The following is a 24,849-nucleotide window of genomic DNA, read 5'->3' as shown; positions in this document are numbered from 1 at the left end:
CGGCGGGACGGGTCCCGGCCCGCTCGAACTCCTGGGCCCTGAAGTCTTGTTCCCGGGGCTTCGCCGGTTGAAGCGGCGTTACAACGCCATGTTTGCGCTGTCTTTCGCCACCCGGCGTGCGCGGCACCCCCAGTCGTACGCCTCCCGGCGCCGCGCCCGCCCGGGACGGTCACGCCGCCGCGTCGAACCCGGTGTCCCGCGCCAGCTTCTTCAGCTCCAGCAGTGCGTGCTTCTCGATCTGGCGGATCCGCTCGCGCGTCAGGCCGTGTTCCTTGCCGACCTCGGTCAGCGTGCGCTCCCGGCCGTCCTCGATGCCGTACCGCATCTTGATGATGGAGGCGGTGCGCTGGTCGAGGCGCCCGATGAGGTCGTCGAGTTCCTCGCTGCGCAGCAGCGTGAGCACCGACTGCTCCGGCGACGCCGCCGACGTGTCCTCCAGGAGGTCGCCGAACTGGGTCTCGCCCGCGTCGTCCACCGGCATGTTCAGGGAGACCGGGTCGCGGGCCCAGTCCAGGACGTCCGTGACGCGGGCCGGGTTCGAGTCGAGTTCGGCGGCGATCTCCGCGGGCTCCGGGTCGCGGCCGTGCTCGCGGTTGAACTCGCGCTGCACACGGCGGATCCGGCCCAGCTCCTCCACCAGGTGGACGGGCAGGCGGATGGTGCGCGACTGGTCCGCTATCGAGCGGGTGATGGCCTGACGGATCCACCAGGTCGCGTACGTCGAGAACTTGAAGCCCTTGCGGTAGTCGAACTTCTCGACCGCGCGCACCAGGCCGGCGTTGCCCTCCTGGATCAGGTCGAGCAGGGGCAGGCCGCTGCGGGGGTAGCGGCGGGCCACGGCGACGACCAGGCGGAGGTTGGAACGGATGAAGACGTCCTTGGCCCGCTCGCTCTCGGCGACCAGGGCCTCGAGCTCCTCGCGGGTGGCGTCCGCCTTCGCCACTTCGTCCCCGTCGAGAATCTGCTGTGCGAAGACACCCGCCTCGATGATCTGGGACAGCTCGACCTCCTTGGCGGCGTCGAGCAGCGGTGTACGCGCGATCTCGTCGAGATACATGCCGACCAGGTCGCGGTCGGCGATCTCGCCGCCATGGGTGCGAACACTGCTTGCCGCGTCGGTCCCGCCGGTGGCGGACTGACGACGGGCGACGGCACGGGTTGCCATGCGTGCTCCCTTGCGATGGTGAGGTCAGCGGGTGGTCCTTGGACGCTGGGCACTCTCCTCGGGTGCCCTGCTTCCGATGGAAACAACGACTGGAATCCGGACAGAATTCCCAACCCACCCCACTATTTTTCTGATCATGCAGTACCCTGCCTGGCCACACGAGGAGGCACGATGGCGTCGGAACGTATTGAGGTGCAGGTCAGGCCTGGAGTCGAAAGCGACCTCACAGCCCTCACCGACATCTACAACTACTACGTTCTGGAGACGCCCATCACATTCGATACCGCGGTCTTCACTCCGGAAGAGCGCCGCCCTTGGCTGCTCTCCCACCCTGAAGACGGCCCGTATCGCCTGAAGGTTGCCACCCGGGCGGACACACAGGAGATTCTGGGTTACGCCACATCCAGCCCTTACCGCGCGAAGCCCGCCTACTCCACCTCCGTGGAGGTCACCGTCTACCTCGCCCCGCACGCGGGCGGCCACGGTATCGGCACGCTCCTCTACAAGGCGCTCTTCGAGGCCCTGTCCGGCGAGGACGTGCACCGCGCCTACGCGGGCATCGCCCAGCCCAACGAGGCGTCGAGGCGGCTGCACGAGCGTTTCCGGTTCCGGCACGTCGGCACGTACCAGGAGGTGGGCCGGAAGTTCGGCCGCTACTGGGACGTGGCCTGGTACGAGAAGGAGCTGTAGCGGCCTCGAGAAGGAGCTGTAGCGGCCTCGAGCCGAAACGCCCTTCAGGTCAGCCGAACTGCACCGACCGCTTCGCCATCCCCATCCAGAACCCGTCGATCACCGACTTCTGCGTGTCCATCTCACCGGCCACGTCCGCCGCGCCCATGGTCACGAACAGCGGCGCGAAGTGCTCGGTGCGCGGGTGGGCGTACCGGCCGGCCGGGGCCTTGTGCAGGAAGTCGAGCAGGGCGTCCCAGTCGCGGGTCTCCAGGGCGCGGCGGCCCCAGTCGTCGAACTCGGAGGACCAGGTCGGCACGCCCGGGCCGGTGTGCCGCAGGGCGGCCAGGTTGTGGGTGAAGAAGCCGGAGCCGACGATCAGCACGCCCTCGTCGCGCAGCGGCGCGAGCTTGCGGCCGATCTCCATGAGGCGGACCGGGTCGAGGGTCGGCATGGAGATCTGGAGCACCGGGATGTCGGCCTCGGGGAACATCTCGACCAGCGGGACGTAGGCGCCGTGGTCGAGGCCGCGGTCCGGGATGTCCTGGACGGGGATGCCGGGCGCGCGCAGCAACTTCCGTACGGATTCGGCGAGTTCGGGGGCGCCGGGAGCGTCGTACGTCACCTGGTAGTAGTGCTCGGGGAAGCCCCAGAAGTCGTAGACGAGGGGGACGGGCCGGACGGCGCCGAGGGCGAGCGGGGCCTCCTCCCAGTGGGCGGAGACCATGAGGATCGCCTTGGGGCGCGGCAGGCCCGCCGACCAGGCGGCGAGTTCGCCGGGCCAGATCGGGTCGTCGGCCAGGGGCGGGGCCCCGTGGCTGAGGTAGAGGGCGGGCATGCGCTCCTGGGTGGCGGCGGACATGGCGGGCGGCTCCTCCGTGGGTCGTGCCTGGGTCACTGCTTCAAGTGTGAAGCTCCACTTGCTTCAACTTTTAAGCTTTCTACATCACGACTCTACGTCCTACTTGTTTAAGATTCAAGAAGAGCCCTCGTACAGTGGAGTACATGAACACGGCATCCGCACCCGCTGAAGAGCCACGTTGGCTCACCGAAGAGGAGCAGCGCGTCTGGCGCGCCTACGTCCACGCCACCACGCTCCTCGAAGACCACATGGACCGCCAGCTCCAGCGCGACGCGGGGATGCCGCACACCTACTACGGCCTCCTCGTCAAGCTCGCCGAGTCCCCGCACCGGCGGCTGCGCATGACCGAGCTGGCCATGCACGCGAAGATCACCCGCTCCCGCCTCTCGCACGCCGTGGCCCGCCTGGAGAAGAACGGCTGGGTCCGCCGCGAGGACTGCCCCTCCGACAAGCGCGGCCAGTTCGCAGTGCTGACGGACCAGGGCCGGGAGATGCTGGAGCAGGCCGCGCCGGGCCATGTCGCGGCCGTACGCAACGCGGTCTTCGACCGGCTCACCCCCGAACAGCAGAAGTCCCTCGGCGAGATCATGGAGATCGTCGCCGAGGGACTTCAGCCGAACGAAGCGGGTGCGGACCTGCCCTGGCTCCGCTGAGGGCAGCCAGGGCAGGTCCGGTGGGACGTACGTACGGGGCGTCCCCTCCCCGTACGTACAGATGGCCCGAAGGGGTACGACCGGACGGCCGCCGTCAGTGCGCGATCACCGGGATCGGCAGCTCGTCCTCGGCGCCTTCGCCGGAGCCGGTCACCGTGGTGGAGCCCGGCTTGCCGGTGTTGATGAAGGTCGCGGCGACCACCGCGGCCAGGACCAGGATGCCGACGGCGAACCAGATCGCGTTGGTGTACCCGTGCACCTGGCCCTCCAGCTGGACCAGCTGCTGCTGGGCCTGGGAACCGGCGCCGCCGATGTGGTCCTTGATGTACGCGGTCGTCGCCGAGGCGGCGATCGTGTTCAGCAGGGCCGTACCGATCGCGCCGCCCACCTGCTGCGAGGTGTTGACCATCGCGGAGGCGACACCGGAGTCACGCGGCTCGACACCGTGCGTGGACAGGGACATGGCGGGCATGAACGCCGTACCCATGCCGAGGCCGAGCAGCACCATTCCCGGCAGGATGACGCCGGCGTACGAGGTGCCGAGCTCCAGCTGGGTGAGGAACAGCATGCCGACCGCGGCGACCAGGAAGCCCGGAGCCATCAGCAGGCGCGGCGGGACCCGGGTCATCAGGCGGGTGCCGATCTGCGTGGAGCCCACCATCATGCCGCCGATCATCGGCAGGAAGGCGAGGCCGGTCTTGACCGGCGAGTAACCCAGCACGAGCTGCAGGTAGTAGGTCAGGAAGAGGAACAGGCCGAACATCGCGATGATCGCGAGACCGAGGGAGAGGTAGACGCCTCCGCGGTTGCGCTCGGTGATGACGCGCAGCGGCAGCAGCGGGGCCTTGACCTTGGACTCGACGAGGACGAACGCGGCGAGCAGCACGACCGACGCGACGAACAGGCCGACCGTCGTGGAGTCGCCCCAGCCGTCGGACTCGGCGCGGGTGAAGGCGTAGACCAGCGTGACCAGACCGAGGATGGACAGGACGACGCCCGGGATGTCGAGCGGCGAACGGTTGCGGCCGCCGGCCGGCTCACGGATGACGAAGTACGCGCCCGCGGCCGCGACGACCGCGAACGGGATGTTCACGAAGAACGTCCAGCGCCAGTCGAGGTACTCGGTGAGCAGGCCGCCGAGGATGAAGCCCACGGCGCCGCCGCCACCGGCGATCGCGCCGTAGATGCCGAACGCCTTGGCGCGCTCCTTGGGCTCCGTGAACATCACGGCGAGCAGCGAGAGCGCGGCGGGCGCGAGCAGCGCGCCGAACGCACCCTGCAGGGCGCGGGCGCCGAGCATCATCGCCTCGTTGGTGGCCGCCCCGCCGAGCGCGGAGGCGGCGGCGAAGCCGACCAGACCGGCGACGAAGGTGCGCTTGCGGCCCCACAGGTCGGCGATGCGGCCGCCGAAGAGCAGCAGACCGCCGAAGGCGAGGGCGTAGGCCGTGATGACCCACTGCCGGTTGCCGTCGGAGATGCCCAGGTCCTGCTGTGCGGACGGCAGGGCGATGTTCACGATGGTCGCGTCGAGGACGACCATCAGCTGAGCGAGCGCGATGAACGTCAGCGCTTTCCAGCGGTTTGCGTGTGCTGTTTCAGACATGGGAGTACCCACTCCGGGACTTCGTGACGGAAATTCGGGACGTAGTGGTGGAAGTGGAAAGAGACGTATTGACGGGAAAAGGCGTCCAAGGAGAGCGGCTCGTCGACGGTGACGGCCGAAGTTCGGTGTGATGACCGAGCCGGTGGGGCGACTGAGTCCCTGTAATTGCTTGCTTGTGCGATGACTCGTGGGGAGTGCTGAACTAATCGGTCAGGACTGCCGCAGGTCCTCCATGGTCACGGCCGATCCCGGCAGGGTGGAGCGGGCGGGTGCCCGCAGTCCGTCCAGGAGCAGCTGCAGGTGTCGGTGTACGAAGCGGTCGGCGCTTTCGCATCCGGTCCCGGCCGGAGGCCGGCTGAGCTGGGCCACGACGACCATCACGTCGCCGACACCCACGTCGGTGCGGAGCTGCCCGGCCACCTTGGCGCGGTCCATGAGCGCGTCGATGATGCCCTCGAGCCGCTCGCGCGCCGCCTCCAGGTCCGGGTGGTACCGGTCGAAGGTGGTGGCGACCATCGGGCACAGCGCGCTGATCCGCTCGTCGGCGGCGACGTGCACGAAGCGCTCCAGCGCTCCGAAGGCGTCGCCGGTCTCGGCGAGCGCCTGCTCGGCCGCCTCCGCCGTGCGGTCCATGATCGAGCAGACGACCTCGCGGACGAGGGCGTCACGGTCCGGGAAGTTGCGGTACACCGTGGCGTTGCCGACGCCGGCCCGGCGGGCGATCTCGTCGAGCGGCACGTCGGGGCCGAACTCGGTGAACATCACCCGGGCGGCGGTGACGATCCGCTCCCTGTTGCGCAGGGCGTCGGCGCGCGGCCGGGGCGCCTTGCGGCGCACGGGGGTGGCGGTCTCCACGGCGTACTCCAGAGGCTGTTGGTGTGCGATCCGGGGAAGTGCTCCCCGTTTCGCTCGGACACATGGCTAAACGGGGAAGTGGTCCCCGGTTATTTCCCGCTCACCGGAACATTCCGTGTGACCTGAGTCACGTAACCCCCGGGCGAGAAACCCACGTTCGGGCTCCTCCAGCGCGCGCCCCCGAATCCCTCGCCACAGGGTGATCGAAAGGGCGCAGCTTCGGACTCCAGAGCACCGGCTGCCGCGGACCGAAGGGGCCATGCATGCAGCCGAGCCGTCGGATACGCCCGCGCCGCGTGGCCGCCCTCGCGTCCGTGACCGCGCTGACCCTCGCCGTCAGCACGTCGGCCGGCACGGGACACCTCACGCCGGGCACCACGACGGCCGGCGCCGGGCCGATCGCCCTGGCCCGCACCTCCGCGCACGGCCCCTGCATGATCAGCGGCGGCCCCACGGTCCAGATGTCCGAGGGCGTCCCCACCCCCGGCGGCTACTCCCGCTCCACCGGCACCGTCCGCGCCCTCACCCTGATGGTCGACTTCTCCGACGCCCCCGGTGCGGGCAGCGCCCTCGACCGCTTCCACGAGTTCTTCCCGCAGACCCGGGAATGGTTCCGCACCAGCTCCTACGGCCGCCTCGACTACCGCCCGGAAACCCCCCTCCCCGACTGGCTGCGCATGCCCAAGCCCTTCCGGGCGTACGACATAGACCGCGGCGCCCCCTTCGACCCCGGCTACCGGCAGCTGGTCCAGGACATCGTGGCCGCGGCCGATCCCCAGGTGGACTTCCGGACGTACGACTTCCTCAACGTCCTGGTGACCCCGAACGCCGGCCCCTCCGCCCTGGACACCGTCCTGTCGGTGACCTTCGCGGGCAACGTGGAGGCCCCGGTCGCGGACGGCGTCCCCGTCGCCAACGCCTCGTTCGTCTACTCCCGCCAGGACGACGGCTCCGGCTCCTACGACCGCACCGGCTACCGCGTCCTCCCCCACGAGAACGGCCATGTCTTCGGCCTGCCCGACCTCTACACCCAGGAGGGCGGGGGCGCGGTCGGCCACTGGGACATCATGAGCGAGGACTGGGGCACCAACAACGACCTCCTCGGCTGGCACAAGTGGAAACTGGGCTGGCTCGACGCGACCCAGGTGAACTGCGCCTCGACACCCGGGACGACGGAGTACACGCTCACCCCGCTGGCCCGCTCCGGCGGCGCGAAACTCGTCTTCGTCCCCCTCGACCGCCGCACCGGCTACGCCGTCGAACTGCGCACCCGCGAGGGCAACGACGAGACGGTCTGCCGTCCCGGCATCCTGATCTACAAGGTCGACGCGGACGTCGACACCGGCCGGGGCCCGGTCACGGTCTACGACTCCCACCGCGACAGCGGCGGCTGCACGCGCAGCCCGAACGTCCACGCGGAGCTGTCGGACGCGCCGTTCGTCCCCGGGGAGGAGTTCCGGGATGTGCGGCGGGGGGTGCGGATCGCGGTGGCGGGGGCGGAGCTTTCGGAGGAACACCGGGTGCGGGTGAGTCGTGGGTAGGCGATGCCTCTGCGGACTCCGGATGCGGACTCCGGATTACGGTGGGGCTGCCCTGACCGCCGTACGGGATTACGGTTGGCCGTCCTGACCGCCGTACGGGATTACGGTTGGCCGTCCTGACCGCCGTACCGGATTACGGTTGGCCCGACCCGACCGCCGTACCGGAGACCCGATGCCCGCTGAGACGACCGTGACGTCCTGGACGTCCTGGGACGCCGTACCGTCGGCCGACTCCCCCGCCGTGCCCGCCGAGGCGGTCGCCCCGCTGATCCGGGGGGTCGGTGTGCTGCGGCGGCTCACCGAGGCGGACGGGACGATGAGCGCGAGCGGGCTGGAACGGGCCACCGGCCTCGCCCGTTCCACGGTCGACCGGATCGCCTCCACCCTCGCCCGCATGGGATACGTCCGTCTCGACGGCCGGGACGTGATCCTGACCCCCCGCCTGATGGAACTCGGCAACGCCTATCTGGCCGCCCTGCGTCTGCCGGCGCTGCTCGACGCCCGCGCGGACACCCTCGCCGACGAGCTGGACGAGTCGGTGTCCCTGGCCGTCGGCGACCGCGACGGCATCCGCTTCATCCACCAGGCCACCCGCCGCCGCGCCATGTCCCTCAGCTTCCGCATCGGCGACCTGCTGCCGGCCGAACGCACCGCGCCCGGCCCGCTGTTCGCGACGGAATGGACGGAGGCCGACTGGCAGGGCTGGCACGCACGCCGGGCGGCGGACCCGGAGGACCGGGGCTTTCCGGCCGTACCGGCGCGTGAACGGGCGGGTACGGATGAGGAGTTCGTACGGGGGGTGGCGCTGGCGCGCGAGAACGGCTGGGCGCTGGACGACCAGTTGATCGAGCCGGGGCTGGTGGCGGTGTCCGTCCCCGTACGGCATCCCCGTACCGGTCGGATCGCCTGCGTGGCGAGCGTGGTGAGCCACACGAGCCGGCACTCGGCGGCGGACCTGCGCGAGACGCTGCTGCCGCGGCTGCGGGCGGCGGTGGCGGAGATGGAAGGGGAGTTGGAGAGGGAGCTGAGCCGGACGACGGTGGAGACGACGGTGATCCCGTCCGGCCTGGCGGCCTGGACGGGAGCGTCGAAGCACGAACTCGGCAGGGAGTTCGTCGAGTCCCTCGCCCGCGGCCTCACCGTCCTGACCGCCTTCGGCGAGGGCCGGGCCGAGCTGACGCTCACGGACGTGGCGAAGGCGACGGGGCTGGCCCGGGCGACGGCCCGGCGGGCGCTGATCACGTACGAGCACCTGGGCCTGGTGACGCCGGGCAGCACGCAGCGGACGTTCAGGCTGACGCCCCGCGTACTGTCCCTGGGCTTCCCGCCCCTGTCCCGTACGTCCCTCTCCCGCATCGCGACCCCACACCTCGCGGACCTGTCGGCCCGGGTCCACGAGTCCGCGTCACTGGCGGTCCTGACCGCATCCGGCGAGGAGATCCAGTACACGGCCCGCGCGAACGCGAGCCGCGTGCTGAGCGCCGACATCACGATCGGCACGCGGCTGCCGGCGGCGGCGACGGCACTGGGCCGGGTGTTGCTGGAGGACGTGCGGGAATCGGGCTACGCCCTGGTCGACGAGGAGCTGGAGAAGGGCCTGCGCTCCATCGCGGTCCCGATCCGCGACCGCACGGGCCGGGCGGTCGCGGCGACGAACGTGGCGCTGCACGCCGCGCGTCGGACGGTTGAGGAGATCGTGCGGGAGATCCTGCCGGAGCTGAGGGCGACGGCGGACCGGATCGAGGGGGATCTGAGGGTGGCGGGGCAGTTCACGCGGGTGGCGCTGTCGTGACGACGGCTCGCCGCTCTTCGGTGCCTCAGCCGTCGTACGGCCGGACGGCCCGCCCCTCCCGAAGGGTCAGCCCCCACCAGGCGAGCTGGTCCAACAGCACGGCAGCGGCCTTGGCGGTGCCCTCCTCGTCGTACGGCCGACCGCGCTCGTCGAACCGCTCCCAGGCCATGTGAAAACTGACGGTGTCGCGCACCGTGACGGCATGCAGCTCGGCGAAGACCTGCCGCAACTGCTCCACGGCCCGCTGCCCGCCGGCCATCCCGCCGTACGACACGAACCCGACCGGCTTGGCCCGCCACTCGCCGTACACGTAGTCGATGGCCAGCTTGAGGGAGGCCGGGTAACCATGGTTGTACTCCGGCGTGATCACGACGACCCCGTCGACCTCCCCGATCCGCCGCGCAAGCCCCGGGACCCCGTCCCCGCCACCGCCGCCCCGCTCGAAGGAGAGCCTGAGCTCGTCGACGAGGGCCGGCTCGGCCAGATCGATCACATGAACTTCCATGTCGTCCCGCTTCCGCACCTCGTCGATGAACCAGGGAGCGACCTTGTCGGCGAAGCGGCCGGCGCGGGCGCTGCCGATGAGGATGCCGATCTTGAGGGGGGACGGGTCGGTGTCAGCCGTGATGTTCGGCGCAGTCTGAGGCATGAACCAGAACGTAGAACCTCGACTTAACTTGAGGTCAAGCCCACCCCACCGCCTCGACCCCCACCCCTTCCCCCCGCCCACCACTGAAGGACCAGCCCCACCCGCTACACTTACGCCGTCGCCTTCGTGGGGCTTGTAGAAAACTCCGTCGCCGCAGGTCAGCGGGTGGCCAGGAGATCGCTCCGGAACGCACAGCCCTCGATTCGGAAACGCTCGGTTGATCGCTGCAGGCCAGGATGTGTCCTAGCTGTACTGACCCGAGAGGTTAGGGACGCGGCTAGCGGGTGGCAGCCCCTTCAGGGCGGTGTGTCTCCGGTGATGGTTGTAGGTATGGAGCCAGCCGGGGTACGCGTCGCGGCGTTCCTGCTCGCTGAGGTAGGGCTTGGCGTAGGCCCATTCGTCGAGGAGGGTGCGGTTGAAGCGTTCGACTTTCCCGTTGGTCTGTGGGCGGTAGGGGCGGGTGCGTTTGTGGGTGATCCCTGCGTCGGCCAGTGTGTTGGCCCAGGTGCGTGAGCGGTAGCAGGAGCCGTTGTCGGTCAGGACGCGCTGGACGGTGATTCCGGCCTGGCCGAAGAAGTTCTGCGCCCGGGTCCAGAACGCGGAGGCGGTCTCCTTCTTCTCGTCGGCGAGGATCTCGCTGTAGGCCAGGCGGGAATGGTCGTCGACGGCGTTGTGGAGGTAGCTGTAGCCCCCGCCGATCCGGTTCTTGCGACCGGCTTGGCGGCCCAGCACTTGATGGCCGCCGCCGTTGGGGATGTTGCCGAGCTTCTTGATGTCGACATGTATCAAGTCGCCTGGTGCGGCGTGCTCGTAGCGTCGGATGACACGGCCCGTCGCGCGGTCCAGGTGCGACAGCCGGACGATCCGGTATCGGGTAAGTACTCGGTGCACGGTGGAGGGATTGAGGCCGAGCAGGTAGGCGATGCGGGCTGGTCCCCAGCGGTGCAGGACGCGGACTTTGATGATGCGCCGCTCGGTGCGGGTCGGCGTTTGACGCGGGCTGAGGTGCGGGCGGCTGGAGCGATCCGTCATCCCGGCGGGTCCCTGCTCGCGGTAGCGGTCGGCCCACCGTTTCGCTGTGGTGGGTGAGACTTGGAAGCGTTCCGCCGCGCGGCGGAGTGGCCATTGGTCGTCGACGACGCACTGCGCCAGGCGCAGGCGGCCGGTCTCGGTCAGGGGTGCGTTGCGGTGGACCATGCGGGTCTTTCTGGCTCAGAAGATGACGATGGCCGGGTGCACGAGTGATGTCTCGTGCACCCGGCCGTTGGATGGGCGCCGGCAAGTGGTGAGGTTCGCTGGCGGGTTGTGAAGACGTGGGTGGGCTCGCGCGGAACGCGTGCGCTATTCGCGGGTCGCCAGCTCTCTCAGACGGGGCTCGCCGATCATGCTGAGCATGTCCGTGTGGTGTGGGGTCCACCCCAGTTCCTGGCGGGTGCGTGGCGCGCCCACTGCCACCTCGGCGCTCTCGCGCGCGCAGAGTTACCAGGCGACGGCTCCCTCGTCGTCGAAGAAGCCGCCTCGGGGGCCGTCGTCGGGCAGGGTGGCGAGGCGAAGGGCGATCGCGGCGCCCTGCTCGGGTGTTCGTTCCCCGGCGAATCCGGTGAAGTCGGTTGCGACGTACCCGGGGCATGCCACGTTCACGATGATGTTCGTGTCAGCGAATCGGCGGGCGTACTGTGCTGTGACGCTGTTGAGCATCGACTTGGAGGGTGCGTAGGCGGCCATGACCGGGCCGGTCTGCAGCGTCAGCGAGCCCATGTTGCTGGACATGTTGACGATCCGGGGCGAGGCGGCACGGCTGAGCAGCGGGAGCATCGCGTTCGTTACCCGTACAACCCCGAACACGTTCGTCTCCAGGACTGTGCGCAGGACATCGAGGTCGAGGGTCGTGGGATCCTGCGCCCCGTCCTCGAACCGGCCGGAGATTCCTGCATTGTTGACGAGGAGGTCGAGTCGCCCGGCTTCCTTCTCGATGCTCGCGGCCGCTGCGGCGACACTGTCGTCGGAGGTGACATCGAGCGCGACTCCGAACGCATCTATTCCTGTGGCACGCAACCGCTCCACGGCCTCCTCTCGTCGGGCGTCGTCACGCGCCCCCACGGCGACGGTGAAGCCAAGGGTTCCGAGGCCCTGAGCGATGGCGAAGCCGATTCCCTTGTTCGCGCCGGTGACCAGCGCTGTCTTGGTGTTGTTCACGCTGACCATGCTCAGCGCGGGGCGTCCGTTTCGTCCAATATCGATCAAGTACGCTGTGATACCCGGCAGGTATCACGAGGTGGATAGGCTATGCGCATGGACGACCTGGAGACCCGTGAGCTGCGGTACTTCGTTGCGGTCGCCGAGGAGCTGCACTTCGGGCGCGCGGCCCAGCGGCTCGGGATAGCGCAGCCACCGCTGTCGCGCGCCATCCAGCAGATGGAACGTCGGCTCGGTGTCCAGCTTCTGGACCGGGATCGACGGGGGGTGGCCCTCACCGGCGCCGGCGAGGTGTTGCTGCGCGAAGCCCGGGTGTCCCTCGATGCGGTCGCGGCTGCCGCGCGCCGGACCCGGCGGGCAGCGGATCTCCAGCGGCCGCTGGTACTGGTGACAAAATCCGGCGCATCACACGAGCTGCTGCAACGGCTCCTCGCCTCGTGGGCAGCCGACACCGATACGGCACCGGTCGAAGTCGTCCTTTGCGAGGTCGGTGAGCAGGCACGGTACCTGCGCAGCGGGCGCGCGGATGTGGCCCTCATGCACCGGCCGGTCGATGACCTGGCCGGGTTCGATACCGAAGACCTCTGCACCGAAGGCCAAGTCGCCCTCCTCCCGTCGGGACACCCGCTCGCCGCACGTCCCCAGCTCACCCTCGCGGACGTCGGCAACGTGCCTGACCTTCCCATCGCCCGATGGCCCCGGCTCGACGGCTCCTACCCCGACGGCCCCGGGCCAGAGGTGCACACCCAGTCACAACTCGCTCAGCTCGTCGCGCTCGGCAAGACCCTGCTCGTCATCCCTGCCTCCAGCCGCGCCTGGCAGTGGCCCGACCATGTCGCGGTGCCCGTCGTCGACGCCCCGGACATCGCAACCGTGCTCGCATGGCCAGCTGGCCACCACTCATCGGCCCTCGCCGCACTGGCCCGAGCCGCGGCCGAGCTTCGCAACAGCCCACCAACTGCGCCCACGCCCTGAACCTCCTCGCCACCCGACTCCGCGGAGGTCAACGGGAGGCCAATCAGAGTTATATCGTCACCAACCTCTGTGAACAGAACACCTAGCCTGCCGCCAGGAAACGCGTCCCCCACGCTCGGCTGCCACTCATCGGCTGCCCGGTGGCTTCGGCCAAGGCCCTCCCGTGGCAGCAGCGTCCAGCAGATCGCCGAGGTGCAGCCAGGCTGTCGGCCCGGAGTAGGTGGCTGGGCAGTTCGCGAAACGGTCCCACGTGTCCTGATCGGCGCCCAGGGCATCACGTACCGCGGAGACCACTGACGGATGTGCGCGTCCGTGACGGCCTCCCCGGGCGCGCAGCGCTGACCAAGCCGGGAGGGCACGTACCAGTTCCGGCCTGATGTCCGGTCTGGCCAGGACCAGGCGGGTCCAGGCCTCGCGCCACGACGGCCCGCCACCGAGATCCCCGCGCAGGCCCTCGGTGAGACGGAGAAGCACCGTGTCCGGGGAACCATGCCGACGCAGTACGTCCTCGAAGTCGTCGTCGGACCGATGCCCGCTCGCGGCACAGGCGAGGAGTGCCTTCTCGACGAGGGAGTCGTCACCGGGGTGCCGGTCCAGGTACTCAGTCAGCGCCTGTGCCTGGACGCCGGCCAGTTCGCGCACGGTCACCTCGCCCGGGGCGCCGAGTGCGCTTCGGCGGCGATCCGTGCCGACAGACGACGGCGGGTCGGCAAGGACACGCTCGATGATGTCGAGGATCTCCTCGATCTCGCGGCGCTGGTCGTAACGCGGCTGAAGGCCGGGATGGCGAGGGTTCAGTCGTTTGCGCGCATGCCGGACGATCGGGCGGACCCCGGCCTTGACGTCCTCGGTGACCGTCGGAAGGTGGAGCAACATGTCACGTACCCAGGCCACCTCGTCCGCATTGGTGGCCGAGTAACGGTCTTCGGCCTCCCAGAAAGGAAGGGCACGGGCAGCCGTCTCGGCGAACCTCGCCGCGAGGTCGGCGAGCGTGGTGGCGGAGGCCCGCCAGTCGACCGATCGGTAACCGTCCTTGGCCTGCGCCGGGTTGAGGAGGTGACGCCAGGTTCCGGATGCGGTGTGCTGCACCCAGGTGACGGGGGCCCGGCACCCGTGGTTGGACGGGGTTCCGCCCTCCTGTGCCACTGGGTGTAGGGCCTCGGGAAGGATCTGCGCCGCTTCCCCCGGCTCGCCGCTTCCTCCCTGATGGCACACACCATCACTGGAGAGAATCGAGGGACGGCATCACCGGAGCACCTGGCGCGCAATGCGGCTGACGCGTTGCAGCGCTCCCCTTGCTTCTCGATCAATTGGCGGCCGCATGAGTCCTCGCCTCGTGGAGCGTTGCTGAGGAGACGGGAGATACACGCTGGATACTGGGCTCCAATCGTGTCTGACTCGCGCCGCGGGAAATGAGCGGGCTCTGGCGCAGCACGCTCGCACTATCAGCCCTACGAGCTGGTGGCGACACCGCAGTTGCCGCCACTAGGGGCGAGCTGTGCTCCAGGTAAGGACGTTGTGGTCCTCGGCTTCGATGCGAGTCTCGCTAGCGGTCCTGAAGAAGCGGTCGATCCCACGCCCGTTGCAGACCCCGCAGCGGCACGTAGCCGGATTCGCGTTCGCGTACCGGTTCGACAACGCCTCGGCGCCCTTGGAGCACATGAGGACCGACATCAAGACATGCGGATACTGAGGACCACCGGGCCTGTTGACCAGTGCCCGCTCGCCGGACGCCACGCCATGCCGTACGGCGCTCGAGGCGCCAATCCCGGCGCAGGGTGCGCCGTGGGCCCTGACATCGAGCGCGGCAAGGTCTGTCCGCAGCAGCATCATGTTCTCGGCTGCGGACATGATGCTACGGAGGTTCGTCGGGAATTTTACGGGTCACCGACCGGCTACTGGGAGCGCGCCGTGGCGGTCAGGAGAAACCACGCGGTGGGCGGACCTGCCAGCGCCACTCCCGTCGCTCCCGGTGGCTTCGCCACCGACTGGGCGGGCTCACCCGGCGTCTCGTCCGAGCAACTGCCCGCCTACCACAGGTTGCGCGCCGTCGTGGCGCCCGCTGAGCCACGCAACTACATGAGGCCGTGTTCGCATGGGGGGATCAACCGTGAGCAGTGCCGACACTGTTGGCGACGACGTCAGGCGCCGGGCTGCCAGCGGTGGCCGGGAGGGCGGCGGTGACCTGCCAGCCGCGGTCGGGGCGTGGCCCGGTGCGCAGTTCGCCGCCGAGCGCGGTGACGCGTTCGGTGAGGCCGACCAGGCCGAAGCCGCCGCCGCGGGCCGCCGCAGGCAGCGCTGTGCCGCCCTTTCCGTTGTCGAGCACGGTCACCTCAAGGGCCTGCCCGTCGTGGGTGAGGTGGACGGCGATGTCGGTGGCGTCGGCGGCATGGCGGCGGATGTTGGTGAGGGCCTCTTGCACGACGCGGTAGACGGCGATCTGGATGTCATGGGGCAGGTCGTCGGGGACGGACGCGTCGCGGTGGAGAACGGCTTTCGGGCCGACCTGGCCTCCGAAGCCCTCGACGAGTTCGGGCAGGGATCCCAGCGTGCCCACGCGGCGCTCGGCGGCGGCCTTGCCCGCGGTCGTCTCCTCGAGGCTGTCGCGCAGGAAGCCGACGGTGCGGCGCATGGAGGCGAGTGCTTCCGTGGCGCCGTGTACGACTCCCTCCAGGAGGTTGTCGTGCTGCTCGGGGTCGGTGGTGCGGATCATCTGTGCCATGCGGGCCTGCATCAGGATGCCGGTGACGTGGTGGGCCACGAAGTCGTGCAGGTCCGCCGCCATCGCCAGGCGCTCGGCACGCTGGGTCGCGGCGATGGCCGCGCGGCGGCGACCGCCCAGGGCACGCAGATAGCCACCGAGTGCGGCCGGGCCGGCGCACAGGAAGACACCCGCGAAGCCGGTCTGGGTGAGGAGCGCGGCGGTGACGAGGAGGGAGCACGCGACCACCCACCGGGGGCGGCAGTCGCGGACCGCGATCAGTTGCAGACCGAGCAGGGCGGCGAGCACCGCCACGGACGGGTCCTGCTCTCTGGGGAGGACACCGGTCGAGAACAGGGCCTGCATGATCAGGGCCACGCAGGCGGGCACCGTGGTGCGCAGCTCGGCGGTGAACCAGGCCGGCCGCTTGGCGACCGGCCACCCGAGAGCGACCAGGCCAACGGGCAGCACGAGCAGATCCCACCAGAGGCTGACGTACATGTGCCAGGCGATCTTCTGTTCCCAAACGGCCACCAGCACCAGCAAGGCGACAACCGCGGTTCTCAGGAGGCCGCGCCCGCGGATGGGGCGGGCGGCGAGGTCATCGGCGAAGAGCTGCGGCATCACACGTCACCTCTGTGTACGGAGGGCGATTCCGCCGGAGCGGTGGCGGCCGGCCCCGGACCCGGCCGTCGGCCGGATGGCGGGCATTGTGCCCGACCCCGGCCGACAGCCGACGACCGGGGTCGGGTCACGACGCCGGGATGTCCGCGAAGATCAGGCCGGGCCCGAGGAGTCCGACAGGAGTTCGACCGTACCGCCCGCGGAGCTCGCGTCGACCTGGCACTGGATGTCGGTGCGCGCGAGATCCTTGGTCAGGGTCAGCTTGCGGCCGTTGGCGCCGTCGATGGGTTCCAAGAAGGTGAAGCCGTCGTCCCCCTCCACCTTCCGGTACCACGTGTAGCTGATCGAGTCGGGAGCCTTGCCCTTCCAGCGCGGCAGATGGCAGGTCAGCTTGGAGCCCGCCTGGTGCCGGCCCGTCATGGCGAGCTTTCCGGCGGGCATGGGCGCCAGCGCGGGCCGGGCGTGGGTGAGCCACGCCCGCAGCTTCGCCGCGTCGGCGAAGGCGCCGGGATAGCTCTGGCCGCACTCCTTGTCAGCCACCTCGCCGCCGAAGCTGACGATCCCGACGAGTTCGGGACCCCGTCGCCCGTACTTCAGCAGCGGACCGCCGCTGTCCCCCGGGCAGAGGGTCGCGCGGGGAGTCTGCGCGCACAGCACGGACTTGCCCTCCACCACGCCCGCCAGCCGGGTGTTGCAAGTGCGGTCGCTGATGACTTTCATGTCGGCGCTGCGGAGGGCGTCTCCGACGGGGTGGGGGTTCTTCTCGGTGGGCGGCTTCGTCCATCCGTGACCGTAGACGCGCACGCTGCTGCCCACCGCGGGGGCCTTCCGCTCGATCGGGACCGGGTGCACTCCCGGGACCGGCTTGGTGAGCACGATGATGGCCACGTCGTCGGCGGCGCCCGACTTCTCGAAGCTGTTCGGGTCGCTGGGTGAGGGGACGAGCCGGTAACGGGGGTGGACAGCGAAGCCTCGCATGTGGACGAGCCGTCCGGGATGCGACAGGGAACCGCCGCCGACGCGTATCTCCAGGTCGCTCGGGTCCGCGTGGTCAAGGCAGTGCCCGGCGGTGGCGGCCCTGGTCGGCGAGATCATCACACCTCCGCACTGCTCCCGCTCGGCAGGGGACCCCTCGCCCTTGGTGGAGATGGTGACCATCCAGGGAGCAGCCGACGGGGCGCGTACCTCGTGTCCCCCCGCGATGGCGAACGCGGGGGTCACGGTCCCCGCCGCGATGCCGAGCGCGGCCAGCCAGGTCGCGGTTCTGCGTAGCAAGATTCATCCTCCAACTGGTCAAGGCAGGGATACACAAGAAGGGCCATCGGGCCTCGGCATGAGGGCCGGGGCCGCGGCGCATCCCGTCTGTCCCATCGCCTGGGCCGGCACCGCTGCGGTACCGGCATGGCGTCCAGACTCGTCGAAGGGCGGTGATCAGCCGTCCGCCGTACGGCGAGAGTCGTATACATCGAAGGATGTACGGCCGTGATCAGGGGGAAATCCGGGCAGGACACCACTCGGCTGCTCGAGCGGATGGCTTCCCGGCCGGTCAACGACGAGGCGCCAGGCCGCGGGGGCCTGGCGCCGGTAGAGGACGTTCGCTCCGTCGGGGCCGAGTCAGTGGACAAGCTCGGTCGTTGCCGCTTGCCCGCTCGGCATGCGGGAATCCGTCATCGTCACTCGCGCGCAGACGTAGGACAAGCCGCGGTGCTGCGACGTCTTGAACAGCGCGATGAGCGAGACCACGGTCAGGACGCTGACCACGAAGGACAACTGATCGAACTCGCTCAGGAACAGGTAGCCGCCGATACCCGTCAGGCTGCGCACCAGTCTCGCCTTCACGTCGGGTCGGCTGCCGTCGGCAGTGACCGCCTGCAATCGGACGATGCGCTGCCCGAGACTGGCTCCGCTGCCTGCCAGGGGAACTCCGACCGCGATCACGAGCCACGGCAGCCAGAACCCGACGAACTGGACGGTTCCATGGTCGAGGAAGTCCCAGTACGGAGGAGTGTCACTGGCGGACAAACCACCGTGCCACATCCACACCAGCATCGCGCAGACCGCGTTGACCAACATCTCAGCGAACATGAAGATCATCAGGTCGCACACGCACGCCAACAGTCGCCGGCGCCAGGTGATCGGGCGCGGCTCTCCCGGCTCGGTATCGATCCGCTGGCCGGGCACGAGACTGAGCAGCGGGGCGGCCAGCGCGCCGAGCAAGCCTCCCAGGCCGTTCGCGATCAGGTCGTCCACATCGAACAGCCGGTACGCACAGGGATAGATGAACCAGTCACCGGTCAGCTGCGTCGTCTCGATCAGCAGGGACACACCCAGGCCGATGGCCGCGGTGACCGGCACGCTGCGCCCGAACATGTGCCGGACGAACATGCCCAAGGGTACGAAAAGCGCCACGTTCAGCAGCACTTGGGTCAGCGCCGGGTTGTGCAGCGTTGCCGTGACACCGCTGCCGGGGGCGAACTTCCGCATGTCGTGAAGGAAGTTGAACGGAATCAACTGTGGTCGGTGGATACCGATGGCGGCACAGAAATTGGTCCTCAGCGGCGGGAACGGGGCGAATACGTAGAAGAACAGCCCCAGGCCGTAGAGAGACCCGGAGAACGCCAACGTCAAGTTGCCGAAGCCCAGTTGGCCACGCCGTCGGTACTGCACGGCGATATAGGGAACGAACAGCACGAAGGAGGCCACGAACATCAGCAGAGCGGCCAAGATGGCCGGCGCCACTCTGTCACTCATGAGCGGTTTCCTCTCAGCGCCGAGTGCCTGGTCGGCGTCGGCGCACGAAGTGTGGGGATTACCGGGAGGGCAGTACGCCGATGACGAACAGCAGCGCGCAGATGCCGAGATTCAGCAGCCGGTGCGACAGGAAGATGGCCACGAATTCGCGGATCGTCGCGCTCGGCCAGAAGTAGCGGGCCGTCGGTGAGCCGATGACCTGTGCGTTGACCTTCTCCTTGCGTGCCATCTGCGCGGCGCGCATGGCGTGGAAGTTGTTGGTCACCACCAGGGCCCGGTAGCCCGGTGTGCTGTCCTGCATCAGCGCCTTGCTGAAACGCAGGTTCTCCTGGGTCGTGCGGGACCGGTCCTCGACCAGGATCCGGTCGGCGGGCACGCCGCTCGCAATGAGGTAGTCGGCCATCGCCCGCGCCTCGGGGAGCTCCTCGTCCGGCCCCTGGCCGCCGGACGTCACCAGCATCGGGTCCCGGCCCCGGTCCCGTTCGGCGTCGAAGGCGGCACGTCCCCGGTCCAGTCGGCTGGCCAGCAGGGGCGGGACCCGTGAGCCTCCGATCAGCCCGGACCCGAGCACCACGATGAAATCGACGGCGCGCCGGTGCGGGATCCTGCCGTAGACGAACGAGTACAGCAGAAAGCACGTGAAGAGCAGGGAGACGTAGGCGAGCACGCCCTCCACCGCATCGAACGCGATGTCCAGCGGCTTCCATCGGGTGTAGTAGGCCAGCGCCTTGAGCCCGACGAACAGGAGGATGCCGACACCTGCCGCCAGTGACAGCAGGTTCGCCAGACGCCTGCCCTCCCGGCGCAACATCGTCACTCCGTTGGCGATGAGGAAGACCCCGAGCACGAACGGCATCAGGATGAGGAGGACCAAGACCGCCACGACCAGGATTGTGGCCGCCACCTCGGACATCGACCCCAGAACCATCAGCAGCGCCCCGGCCAGGAAGACCAGCGCCAAGAACAGGGAGACGCCGTTGCGCACGAGTCTTCGGTCATACAGGAAACCGCAGGCGAACACCAGGAAGAAGACGCCTGCAGGAGCAAAGACGATCACGTACTGGCCCCTTGTGTGTCATTGGGCATGCCGGAAGGTCTCCGGCTGAATCGGGGAGAAGGAGGGGGGGACGCGCCGTGGAGAGGGCACGAAACGTGTGTCAGGCAGCGTCATACCGCTGGGCGCCGGCCGGTCGCCGGAGACGCAGGGCGGTTGCAGGACGGTGTGCCGTTCGGGTCAGACTTCGCCCGCCTGGTGAACCAGGATCGCGATCTGGGTGCGGTTCTCCAGATCGAGCTTGGTGATGATGCGGCTGATGTGGACCTTCACCGTGGCCTCGCTCATGTGGAGCGTGCGGGCGATCTCCGCGTTGGCGGCGCCGGTGGCCACGGCGGCGGCCACCTCACGTTCCCGGCCGGTCAGCCGGGACAACTGCCTCTTGGCGTCGGCGACTTTGCTGCCCGCACTGCCGGCGAACCGGGTCAGCAGCCTCCTGGTGACGGCCGGGGCGAGGACCGCCTCCCCCTTGGCGACGACCTCGACGGCACGGGCGATCTCCTGCGGAGGCGCGTCCTTGAGCAGGAACCCGGCAGCACCGGCCTGCAGGGCCCGGTACACGTACTCCTCCAGGTCGAAGGTGGTCAGCACCACAACCTCGGGCGGGGAGGGCAGCGCGCGTACCCGGCGGGTGACTTCGAGGCCGTCCACGGCGGGCATGCGGATGTCGGTCAGCAGCACGTCGGGCCGGTGCGCCTGCACCAACTCGACCGCGCGGGTGCCGTCACCGTCCTCCGCCACGACCTCGGCGACCCCCTGGCTCTCCAGGATCATCCGCAGCCCGGCGCGCACCAGCGGTTCGTCGTCCAGCAGTACGACTCGGATCATGGTGAGTACCTCGGCAGAGTCGCGGTGACCAGGAAGCCTCCCCCGGGCCGGGGGCCGGCCGTCATCCTGCCACTGGCCAGCTCCACCCGCTCGCGCACCCCCAGCAGTCCGAAACCCGTTCCGCCCCCGCCCGCCGAGGGCGCCACCGCGGGCCCGTTGCGCACCGAGACGGTGACCTCCTCGTCCGACACCTCCAGCGTGACGTCCACCTCGGCGCCGGGAGCGTGCTCCGCCGCGTTCGCCAGGGACTCCTCGGCCAACCGGTACAGCGCACGCTCGGTCGTACCAGGCAGCTCGGGCACTTCGTCGGGCACGTTGATGCGCACCCGGCGGCCCGAGCGGGACGCCTCTTCGACCAGCCGGCGCACTTCGTGAAGGTTCGGTACCGGGTGCAGCGGCACCTCCTCGTCCCCTGGTCCCAGCACGCCCACGAGGTTGCGCAGTTCCTTCAGTGCCGTCGCTCCGGCTGCCCGGATCGCCGTCGCGGCCTCGACCACGGCAGCGTCGCGGCAGGTCATCTCCAACGCGCCCGCGAGCAGCGTCATCTGGCTGATCCGGTGCGCCACCACGTCGTTGAGTTCCCGTGCGATGCGGGTGCGTTCCTCGCCGACGGCATGGGCAGCCAGCAGACTCCGCTCGCGCTCGGCCTGTTCGGCACGCTCGCGCAGACCGGCGAGCAGTTGTGAGCGCTGCCGCAGCCACAGCCCGAGCCCGACCGGGGCCCCGACAGCGGTGACCGCGACGCCCGCCATGACCGGCAGGCCCAGCCCCGAAGGCCAGGTGCTCCACGATGAGGCGACCACCACACCGCTCACTGCGGAGGTCACCCAGGTGACGGGTCCGGCGCCGTACCGCCTCGCTACCGTCCAACAGGCCACGGGCACCGCGCACAGCGTGCCCACGAGCACCCAGCCCAGCAGCGCGGCCACAACCGCGGTGAGCGGGAAGCGGCGGCGTACGGCGATCACGCACGCCACCGCGACAGGCGCCACAGTCCGTCCACCGGACACCAGCCCGAACGCGGAGCCGTGGGCCATCGCCACGCCGAGGGCTCCCACGACCGCCGCCGCTCCCAGATCCCCGAGCCACAGCCGGACCAAGTCCCCGCCCCACCAGGAGCGGCTCGTTCCGTCGCCGCCGCTCGCGGCGGTCGCGGCGCGCCCGGCCTGTCCGGTGGACGGCATCACACGTCCCGCCGTGCCAGCGTCATGCCCGCGCCGCCGACGACCACCGCGGCCAGCACCACCAGCGGCAGCGGCGCCGCCCACTTGAAGGAAGAGGCATCCACCAGCGATTCGGCGGAGTGGAAGGGCAGCAGCCACCACGCCTTCACCACCGCCGCGAGCAGTTGCTCCACGACCACCGGCAGAACGAGCATCACGATCATGGAGGCGGTCGTGTTGCGGGTCAGCGCCGCGACACCGAGCCCGACGAGGATGCTCAGCACCGCGTAGAGGACCACCGCCACCAGTACGTGCCCGATCCGCGCCCAGTCGTCCGGCGCGCCGCCCCGCACCACCTGGGCCAGCAGTGTCACCAGCACCAGCAGAACGCCGGTGACGGCGGCGAGCCCGGCCGAGGTCAGCGCCTTCGCCGCCATCACCACCGGGCGGGAGTTCAGGGTCAGCATCGTGGTGGTGATGGTCCGGTACCGGTACTCGTGACTGAACGCGCCGACCGCGATCGCCATCGGGAACAGCAGAACCAGGGGCAGCATCCCGGTGTTGAACGAGGCGAGGAAGCGCTGGATCGGAGTCAGCTCGCTGTGGCCGGCCGCCGCAATGGCCACGGCGAACTGCAGGGCCGCAGCGGCGGCCAGGAGTATCCAGGTGGAGCGCACCGTCCGCAGCCGGATCAGTTCGTAGCGAAGCGCGTTGAGCATGAGGATTCTCTCTTCGAAGTTCGCGGCGGTCAGTTCCGGGCCTGCGGTGCGTGCGCCCGGTAGTCGGTCACGCCGGCCGTGGCCTGGAAGAACGCCTCTTCCAAGTCCGCCCGCACCGCGGTGAGTTCCAGTAGTTGCACGGCGGCGCTCCTGGCCGCGGCGGCCACGTCGTCGGTGGTGGCGTTCGCCACGGTGATCCGGCCGTCCTGCCCCTGCGTCGCCTCGAACCCGGCGCCCCACAGTGCTCGCAGCAGCGCCTCGGGCTGGTCCGTACGGGTGATCACCTCCCTGCGTGAATGACGGGCGATGAAGTCGTCGGCCGACTCGGCGGCGATCAGCCTGCCCCCGCCCAGGACGATCAGGGAGTCGGCCAGCACCGCCATCTCGTTCAGCAGGTGCGAGGAGACCAGCACCGCCCGGCCCTCCGCGGCGAAGACCTTCAGCAGGTCACGCAGCCACCGGATATCCTCGGGATCCAGTCCGTTCGCAGGCTCGTCGAGCATGATCGCCGCCGGGTCGCCGAGCAGGGCTGCGGCGAGCCCGAGCCGCTGCCGCATCCCGAGCGAGAAGCCACCGGCACGCCGGTTCGCGGCCGACCCCAGGCCGACCATGTCCAGCACGTCGTCCACCCGCCGACGCGGCAGACCGGCTCCCGCGGCGATCATCCGCAGATGCCCCCGCGCGGTCCGCCCGGGGTGCACGGCCCCCGCGTCCAGCAGGACCCCGACCGTCTGTGTCGGCCGCTCCAGCTCCGCATAGGTGCGGCCGTCGAACGTGGTGCGGCCTTCGCCCTGGTCGAGGCCCAGCATCAGCCTCATCGTGGTGGACTTGCCCGCCCCGTTCGGCCCCAGGAACCCGGTCACCACACCGGGTTCCACCGTGAACGACACATCGTCAACAGCGGCCACCTGCCCGTACCGCTTGGTCAATCCCCGGGTGACGATCATCTGTCCTGTCCCCTCACGTGCTCCGGCACCACCGCGGTGCCGGCAGGACACCCAGGCTCGTCCAAGCTCACCGCCCGGCCGTCCGCCATCCGGCCAAAGCCGCATACGCCGAAGGATGTACGACGGCTGCTCACCACCCGGCCTCGTCTCGGCGATCAGCCGCCGCCACGGGCCACGGCAGGCAGCGCTGTGCCGCCCTCTCCGTTGTCGAACACGGTCACCTGAAGGACCTGGCCGTCGTGGGTGAGGTGGACGGTGATCTCGGTGGCGTCGGCGGCGTGGCGGCGGATGTTGGCGAGGTCCTCTTGCACGACGCGGTAGGCGAGACCTGGACGTCGTAGGGGCAGGTCGTCAGGGAGGGATGGATCGCGGTGGAGTACGGCTCTCGGGCCGACCAGATGCGCGAAGTGCTCAACGAGTTCGGGCAGAGCCTTCAGATCGCCCAGGCGTCGATCAGCGACGGCCTGTCCCGGGCCGTCTCGTCGAGGCTGTCGCGCAGGATGCCGACAGTGCGGCGCATGGAGGCGAGTGCTTCCGTGGCGCCGTGCTCGGCGCCGTCCAGCAGCCTGGCGAGCTGGTCGGGGTCGGTCGTGTGCACCATCTGTGCCGTGCGAACCTGCATCAGGATTCCGGTGACGCGGTGGGCCACGAAGTCGTGCGGATCCGCCGCCATCGCGAGGCGCTCGGCGCGCCGGGTGGCGGCGACGGCGGCACGTGAACGGTCACGATCAAGGAGAGGCCCCCGGGCACGGCGGTACGCAGCTCAGCGGGGAACCGGGGCGGCCGCTTGGCGACCGGCCACCCGATGACGGCCAGGCCCACCAGCAGCACAAGCAGATCCCACCATGGGCTGATCTCTTGGAGGTCCCGCCACATCGTCTGTTCCCAGACGTTGCGGTCCCCAAAGGGCCGCGCCCGCGGTCCTCGGTCAAGGGCTGCGGCAGCACACGTCACCTCTGTGCACGGTGGGCGAGTTCGCCGGAGCGGTTGGGGGCTGCCTGGACCCGGCCGTCGGCCGGATGGGGCGCATTCCGCCGCACCCGGGGCGGAAGGTGACAAGAGGGTCGCACGTTCGCAGCCGCCACGGTGTTCGCGATCTCAG

At 69.7% G+C, this 24,849-nt stretch carries 23 protein-coding genes; 5 read left to right on the top strand and 18 right to left on the bottom strand.

Annotation, left to right across the window (positions count from 1 at the left end; all coding sequences use genetic code 11):
• Positions 1 to 169: 169 nt before the first annotated feature.
• On the bottom strand, positions 170 to 1,165 hold the full coding sequence (locus tag AC5P09_RS24010; RefSeq protein WP_266438121.1) for a sigma-70 family RNA polymerase sigma factor: 996 nt from the start codon (positions 1,163 to 1,165) through the stop codon (positions 170 to 172).
• A 171-nt stretch (positions 1,166 to 1,336) separates the two neighbouring features.
• On the opposite strand from AC5P09_RS24010, the gene AC5P09_RS24005 reads away from it, so the two are divergent.
• The gene (locus AC5P09_RS24005) at positions 1,337 to 1,855 is read left to right on the top strand and encodes a GNAT family N-acetyltransferase (protein ID WP_493875852.1); all 519 of its coding nucleotides are present in this window, start codon (positions 1,337 to 1,339) and stop codon (positions 1,853 to 1,855) included.
• Positions 1,856 to 1,904: 49 nt separating this feature from the next.
• Here AC5P09_RS24005 and AC5P09_RS24000 read toward each other — a convergent pair whose 3' ends face one another.
• Positions 1,905 to 2,696, bottom strand: a complete 792-nt coding sequence (locus tag AC5P09_RS24000) for a dioxygenase family protein (protein ID WP_266448384.1) — start codon at positions 2,694 to 2,696, stop codon at positions 1,905 to 1,907.
• Positions 2,697 to 2,839: 143 nt separating this feature from the next.
• Between AC5P09_RS24000 and AC5P09_RS23995 the strand changes: the two genes are divergently transcribed.
• Positions 2,840 to 3,349 (top strand): MarR family winged helix-turn-helix transcriptional regulator, encoded by a 510-nt coding sequence (locus AC5P09_RS23995; RefSeq protein WP_493875851.1) that lies wholly within the window; start codon positions 2,840 to 2,842, stop codon positions 3,347 to 3,349.
• A 94-nt stretch (positions 3,350 to 3,443) separates the two neighbouring features.
• On the opposite strand, the gene AC5P09_RS23990 is transcribed toward AC5P09_RS23995, so the two are convergent.
• The gene (locus AC5P09_RS23990) at positions 3,444 to 4,952 is read right to left on the bottom strand and encodes an MFS transporter (protein ID WP_493875850.1); all 1,509 of its coding nucleotides are present in this window, start codon (positions 4,950 to 4,952) and stop codon (positions 3,444 to 3,446) included.
• 210 nt (positions 4,953 to 5,162) lie between these two features.
• Entirely contained in the window at positions 5,163 to 5,807 is a 645-nt protein-coding gene (locus AC5P09_RS23985) for a TetR/AcrR family transcriptional regulator (protein ID WP_493875849.1), read from the bottom strand.
• 263 nt (positions 5,808 to 6,070) lie between these two features.
• Here AC5P09_RS23985 and AC5P09_RS23980 point away from each other — a divergent pair, with 263 nt between their 5' ends.
• Positions 6,071 to 7,348, top strand: coding sequence for a M6 family metalloprotease domain-containing protein (locus tag AC5P09_RS23980; RefSeq protein ID WP_493875848.1), 1,278 nt, complete (start codon positions 6,071 to 6,073; stop codon positions 7,346 to 7,348).
• Positions 7,349 to 7,520: 172 nt separating this feature from the next.
• Complete coding sequence (locus AC5P09_RS23975) at positions 7,521 to 9,140, top strand: IclR family transcriptional regulator domain-containing protein (protein ID WP_493875847.1); 1,620 nt, start codon at positions 7,521 to 7,523, stop codon at positions 9,138 to 9,140.
• A gap of 25 nt (positions 9,141 to 9,165) precedes the next feature.
• On the opposite strand, the gene AC5P09_RS23970 is transcribed toward AC5P09_RS23975, so the two are convergent.
• The 3 genes from AC5P09_RS23970 to AC5P09_RS23960 form a co-directional block, all read right to left on the bottom strand.
• Positions 9,166 to 9,789 (bottom strand): NADPH-dependent FMN reductase, encoded by a 624-nt coding sequence (locus AC5P09_RS23970; RefSeq protein ID WP_493875846.1) that lies wholly within the window; start codon positions 9,787 to 9,789, stop codon positions 9,166 to 9,168.
• 243 nt (positions 9,790 to 10,032) lie between these two features.
• Positions 10,033 to 10,986, bottom strand: a complete 954-nt coding sequence (locus AC5P09_RS23965; RefSeq protein ID WP_493875845.1) for an IS481 family transposase — start codon at positions 10,984 to 10,986, stop codon at positions 10,033 to 10,035.
• A 282-nt stretch (positions 10,987 to 11,268) separates the two neighbouring features.
• Positions 11,269 to 11,994, bottom strand: a complete 726-nt coding sequence (locus AC5P09_RS23960) for an SDR family oxidoreductase (RefSeq protein WP_493875844.1) — start codon at positions 11,992 to 11,994, stop codon at positions 11,269 to 11,271.
• A gap of 87 nt (positions 11,995 to 12,081) precedes the next feature.
• Between AC5P09_RS23960 and AC5P09_RS23955 the strand changes: the two genes are divergently transcribed.
• The gene (locus AC5P09_RS23955; protein ID WP_493875843.1) at positions 12,082 to 12,960 is read left to right on the top strand and encodes a LysR family transcriptional regulator; all 879 of its coding nucleotides are present in this window, start codon (positions 12,082 to 12,084) and stop codon (positions 12,958 to 12,960) included.
• A gap of 126 nt (positions 12,961 to 13,086) precedes the next feature.
• Here AC5P09_RS23955 and AC5P09_RS23950 read toward each other — a convergent pair whose 3' ends face one another.
• From AC5P09_RS23950 to AC5P09_RS23900, 11 genes are all read right to left on the bottom strand, one after another.
• Positions 13,087 to 14,049, bottom strand: a complete 963-nt coding sequence (locus tag AC5P09_RS23950) for a hypothetical protein (RefSeq protein ID WP_493875842.1) — start codon at positions 14,047 to 14,049, stop codon at positions 13,087 to 13,089.
• 1,015 nt (positions 14,050 to 15,064) lie between these two features.
• Positions 15,065 to 16,285 (bottom strand): sensor histidine kinase, encoded by a 1,221-nt coding sequence (locus tag AC5P09_RS23945; RefSeq protein WP_493875841.1) that lies wholly within the window; start codon positions 16,283 to 16,285, stop codon positions 15,065 to 15,067.
• A 153-nt stretch (positions 16,286 to 16,438) separates the two neighbouring features.
• Positions 16,439 to 17,560 carry a S1 family peptidase gene (locus tag AC5P09_RS23940; protein ID WP_493875840.1) on the bottom strand — a complete coding sequence of 374 codons (1,122 nt, stop codon included), beginning with the start codon at positions 17,558 to 17,560 and terminating at the stop codon, positions 16,439 to 16,441.
• 339 nt (positions 17,561 to 17,899) lie between these two features.
• The gene (locus tag AC5P09_RS23935; RefSeq protein ID WP_493875839.1) at positions 17,900 to 19,036 is read right to left on the bottom strand and encodes a VanZ family protein; all 1,137 of its coding nucleotides are present in this window, start codon (positions 19,034 to 19,036) and stop codon (positions 17,900 to 17,902) included.
• Positions 19,037 to 19,094: 58 nt separating this feature from the next.
• Positions 19,095 to 20,093 (bottom strand): YdcF family protein, encoded by a 999-nt coding sequence (locus AC5P09_RS23930; RefSeq protein ID WP_493875838.1) that lies wholly within the window; start codon positions 20,091 to 20,093, stop codon positions 19,095 to 19,097.
• Positions 20,094 to 20,270: 177 nt separating this feature from the next.
• Positions 20,271 to 20,918: a response regulator gene (locus AC5P09_RS23925; RefSeq protein WP_493875837.1), complete on the bottom strand. Its 648-nt coding sequence runs from the start codon at positions 20,916 to 20,918 to the stop codon at positions 20,271 to 20,273.
• The gene (locus tag AC5P09_RS23920; protein WP_493875836.1) at positions 20,915 to 22,102 is read right to left on the bottom strand and encodes a sensor histidine kinase; all 1,188 of its coding nucleotides are present in this window, start codon (positions 22,100 to 22,102) and stop codon (positions 20,915 to 20,917) included. Before AC5P09_RS23920 ends, AC5P09_RS23925 begins: the two co-directional genes overlap by 4 nt.
• Positions 22,102 to 22,800 (bottom strand): ABC transporter permease, encoded by a 699-nt coding sequence (locus AC5P09_RS23915; protein WP_493875835.1) that lies wholly within the window; start codon positions 22,798 to 22,800, stop codon positions 22,102 to 22,104. Before AC5P09_RS23915 ends, AC5P09_RS23920 begins: the two co-directional genes overlap by 1 nt.
• 29 nt (positions 22,801 to 22,829) lie before the next feature.
• The gene (locus tag AC5P09_RS23910; protein WP_493875834.1) at positions 22,830 to 23,747 is read right to left on the bottom strand and encodes an ATP-binding cassette domain-containing protein; all 918 of its coding nucleotides are present in this window, start codon (positions 23,745 to 23,747) and stop codon (positions 22,830 to 22,832) included.
• Positions 23,748 to 23,902: 155 nt separating this feature from the next.
• Positions 23,903 to 24,058, bottom strand: coding sequence for a hypothetical protein (locus AC5P09_RS23905; protein ID WP_493875833.1), 156 nt, complete (start codon positions 24,056 to 24,058; stop codon positions 23,903 to 23,905).
• Between the two features lie 122 nt (positions 24,059 to 24,180).
• Entirely contained in the window at positions 24,181 to 24,420 is a 240-nt protein-coding gene (locus tag AC5P09_RS23900) for a histidine kinase dimerization/phosphoacceptor domain-containing protein (RefSeq protein WP_493875832.1), read from the bottom strand.
• Positions 24,421 to 24,849: the final 429 nt, after the last annotated feature.

Source organism: Streptomyces sp. a15 (genome assembly GCF_059026085.1).
Note: the sequence above shows the minus strand (reverse complement) of the source record. Positions and strands in the feature narration are given on the sequence as shown.

Excerpts from the sequence above, each read along its gene's own strand:
- AC5P09_RS23970 (WP_493875846.1), bottom strand. The coding sequence starts at position 9,789 with ATGCCTCAGACTGCGCCGAACATCACGGCTGACACCGACCCGTCCCCC.
- AC5P09_RS23910 (WP_493875834.1), bottom strand. The coding sequence starts at position 23,747 with ATGATCGTCACCCGGGGATTGACCAAGCGGTACGGGCAGGTGGCCGCT.
- AC5P09_RS23990 (WP_493875850.1), bottom strand. The coding sequence starts at position 4,952 with ATGTCTGAAACAGCACACGCAAACCGCTGGAAAGCGCTGACGTTCATC.
- AC5P09_RS23960 (WP_493875844.1), bottom strand. The coding sequence starts at position 11,994 with ATGGTCAGCGTGAACAACACCAAGACAGCGCTGGTCACCGGCGCGAAC.
- AC5P09_RS23980 (WP_493875848.1), top strand. The coding sequence starts at position 6,071 with ATGCAGCCGAGCCGTCGGATACGCCCGCGCCGCGTGGCCGCCCTCGCG.
- AC5P09_RS23955 (WP_493875843.1), top strand. The coding sequence starts at position 12,082 with ATGGACGACCTGGAGACCCGTGAGCTGCGGTACTTCGTTGCGGTCGCC.
- AC5P09_RS23900 (WP_493875832.1), bottom strand. The coding sequence starts at position 24,420 with ATGGCGGCGGATCCGCACGACTTCGTGGCCCACCGCGTCACCGGAATC.
- AC5P09_RS23995 (WP_493875851.1), top strand. The coding sequence starts at position 2,840 with ATGAACACGGCATCCGCACCCGCTGAAGAGCCACGTTGGCTCACCGAA.
- AC5P09_RS23945 (WP_493875841.1), bottom strand. The coding sequence starts at position 16,285 with ATGCCGCAGCTCTTCGCCGATGACCTCGCCGCCCGCCCCATCCGCGGG.
- AC5P09_RS24000 (WP_266448384.1), bottom strand. The coding sequence starts at position 2,696 with ATGTCCGCCGCCACCCAGGAGCGCATGCCCGCCCTCTACCTCAGCCAC.
- AC5P09_RS23920 (WP_493875836.1), bottom strand. The coding sequence starts at position 22,102 with ATGCCGTCCACCGGACAGGCCGGGCGCGCCGCGACCGCCGCGAGCGGC.
- AC5P09_RS23975 (WP_493875847.1), top strand. The coding sequence starts at position 7,521 with ATGCCCGCTGAGACGACCGTGACGTCCTGGACGTCCTGGGACGCCGTA.
- AC5P09_RS24005 (WP_493875852.1), top strand. The coding sequence starts at position 1,337 with ATGGCGTCGGAACGTATTGAGGTGCAGGTCAGGCCTGGAGTCGAAAGC.
- AC5P09_RS23965 (WP_493875845.1), bottom strand. The coding sequence starts at position 10,986 with ATGGTCCACCGCAACGCACCCCTGACCGAGACCGGCCGCCTGCGCCTG.
- AC5P09_RS24010 (WP_266438121.1), bottom strand. The coding sequence starts at position 1,165 with ATGGCAACCCGTGCCGTCGCCCGTCGTCAGTCCGCCACCGGCGGGACC.
- AC5P09_RS23925 (WP_493875837.1), bottom strand. The coding sequence starts at position 20,918 with ATGATCCGAGTCGTACTGCTGGACGACGAACCGCTGGTGCGCGCCGGG.
- AC5P09_RS23935 (WP_493875839.1), bottom strand. The coding sequence starts at position 19,036 with ATGAGTGACAGAGTGGCGCCGGCCATCTTGGCCGCTCTGCTGATGTTC.
- AC5P09_RS23915 (WP_493875835.1), bottom strand. The coding sequence starts at position 22,800 with ATGCTCAACGCGCTTCGCTACGAACTGATCCGGCTGCGGACGGTGCGC.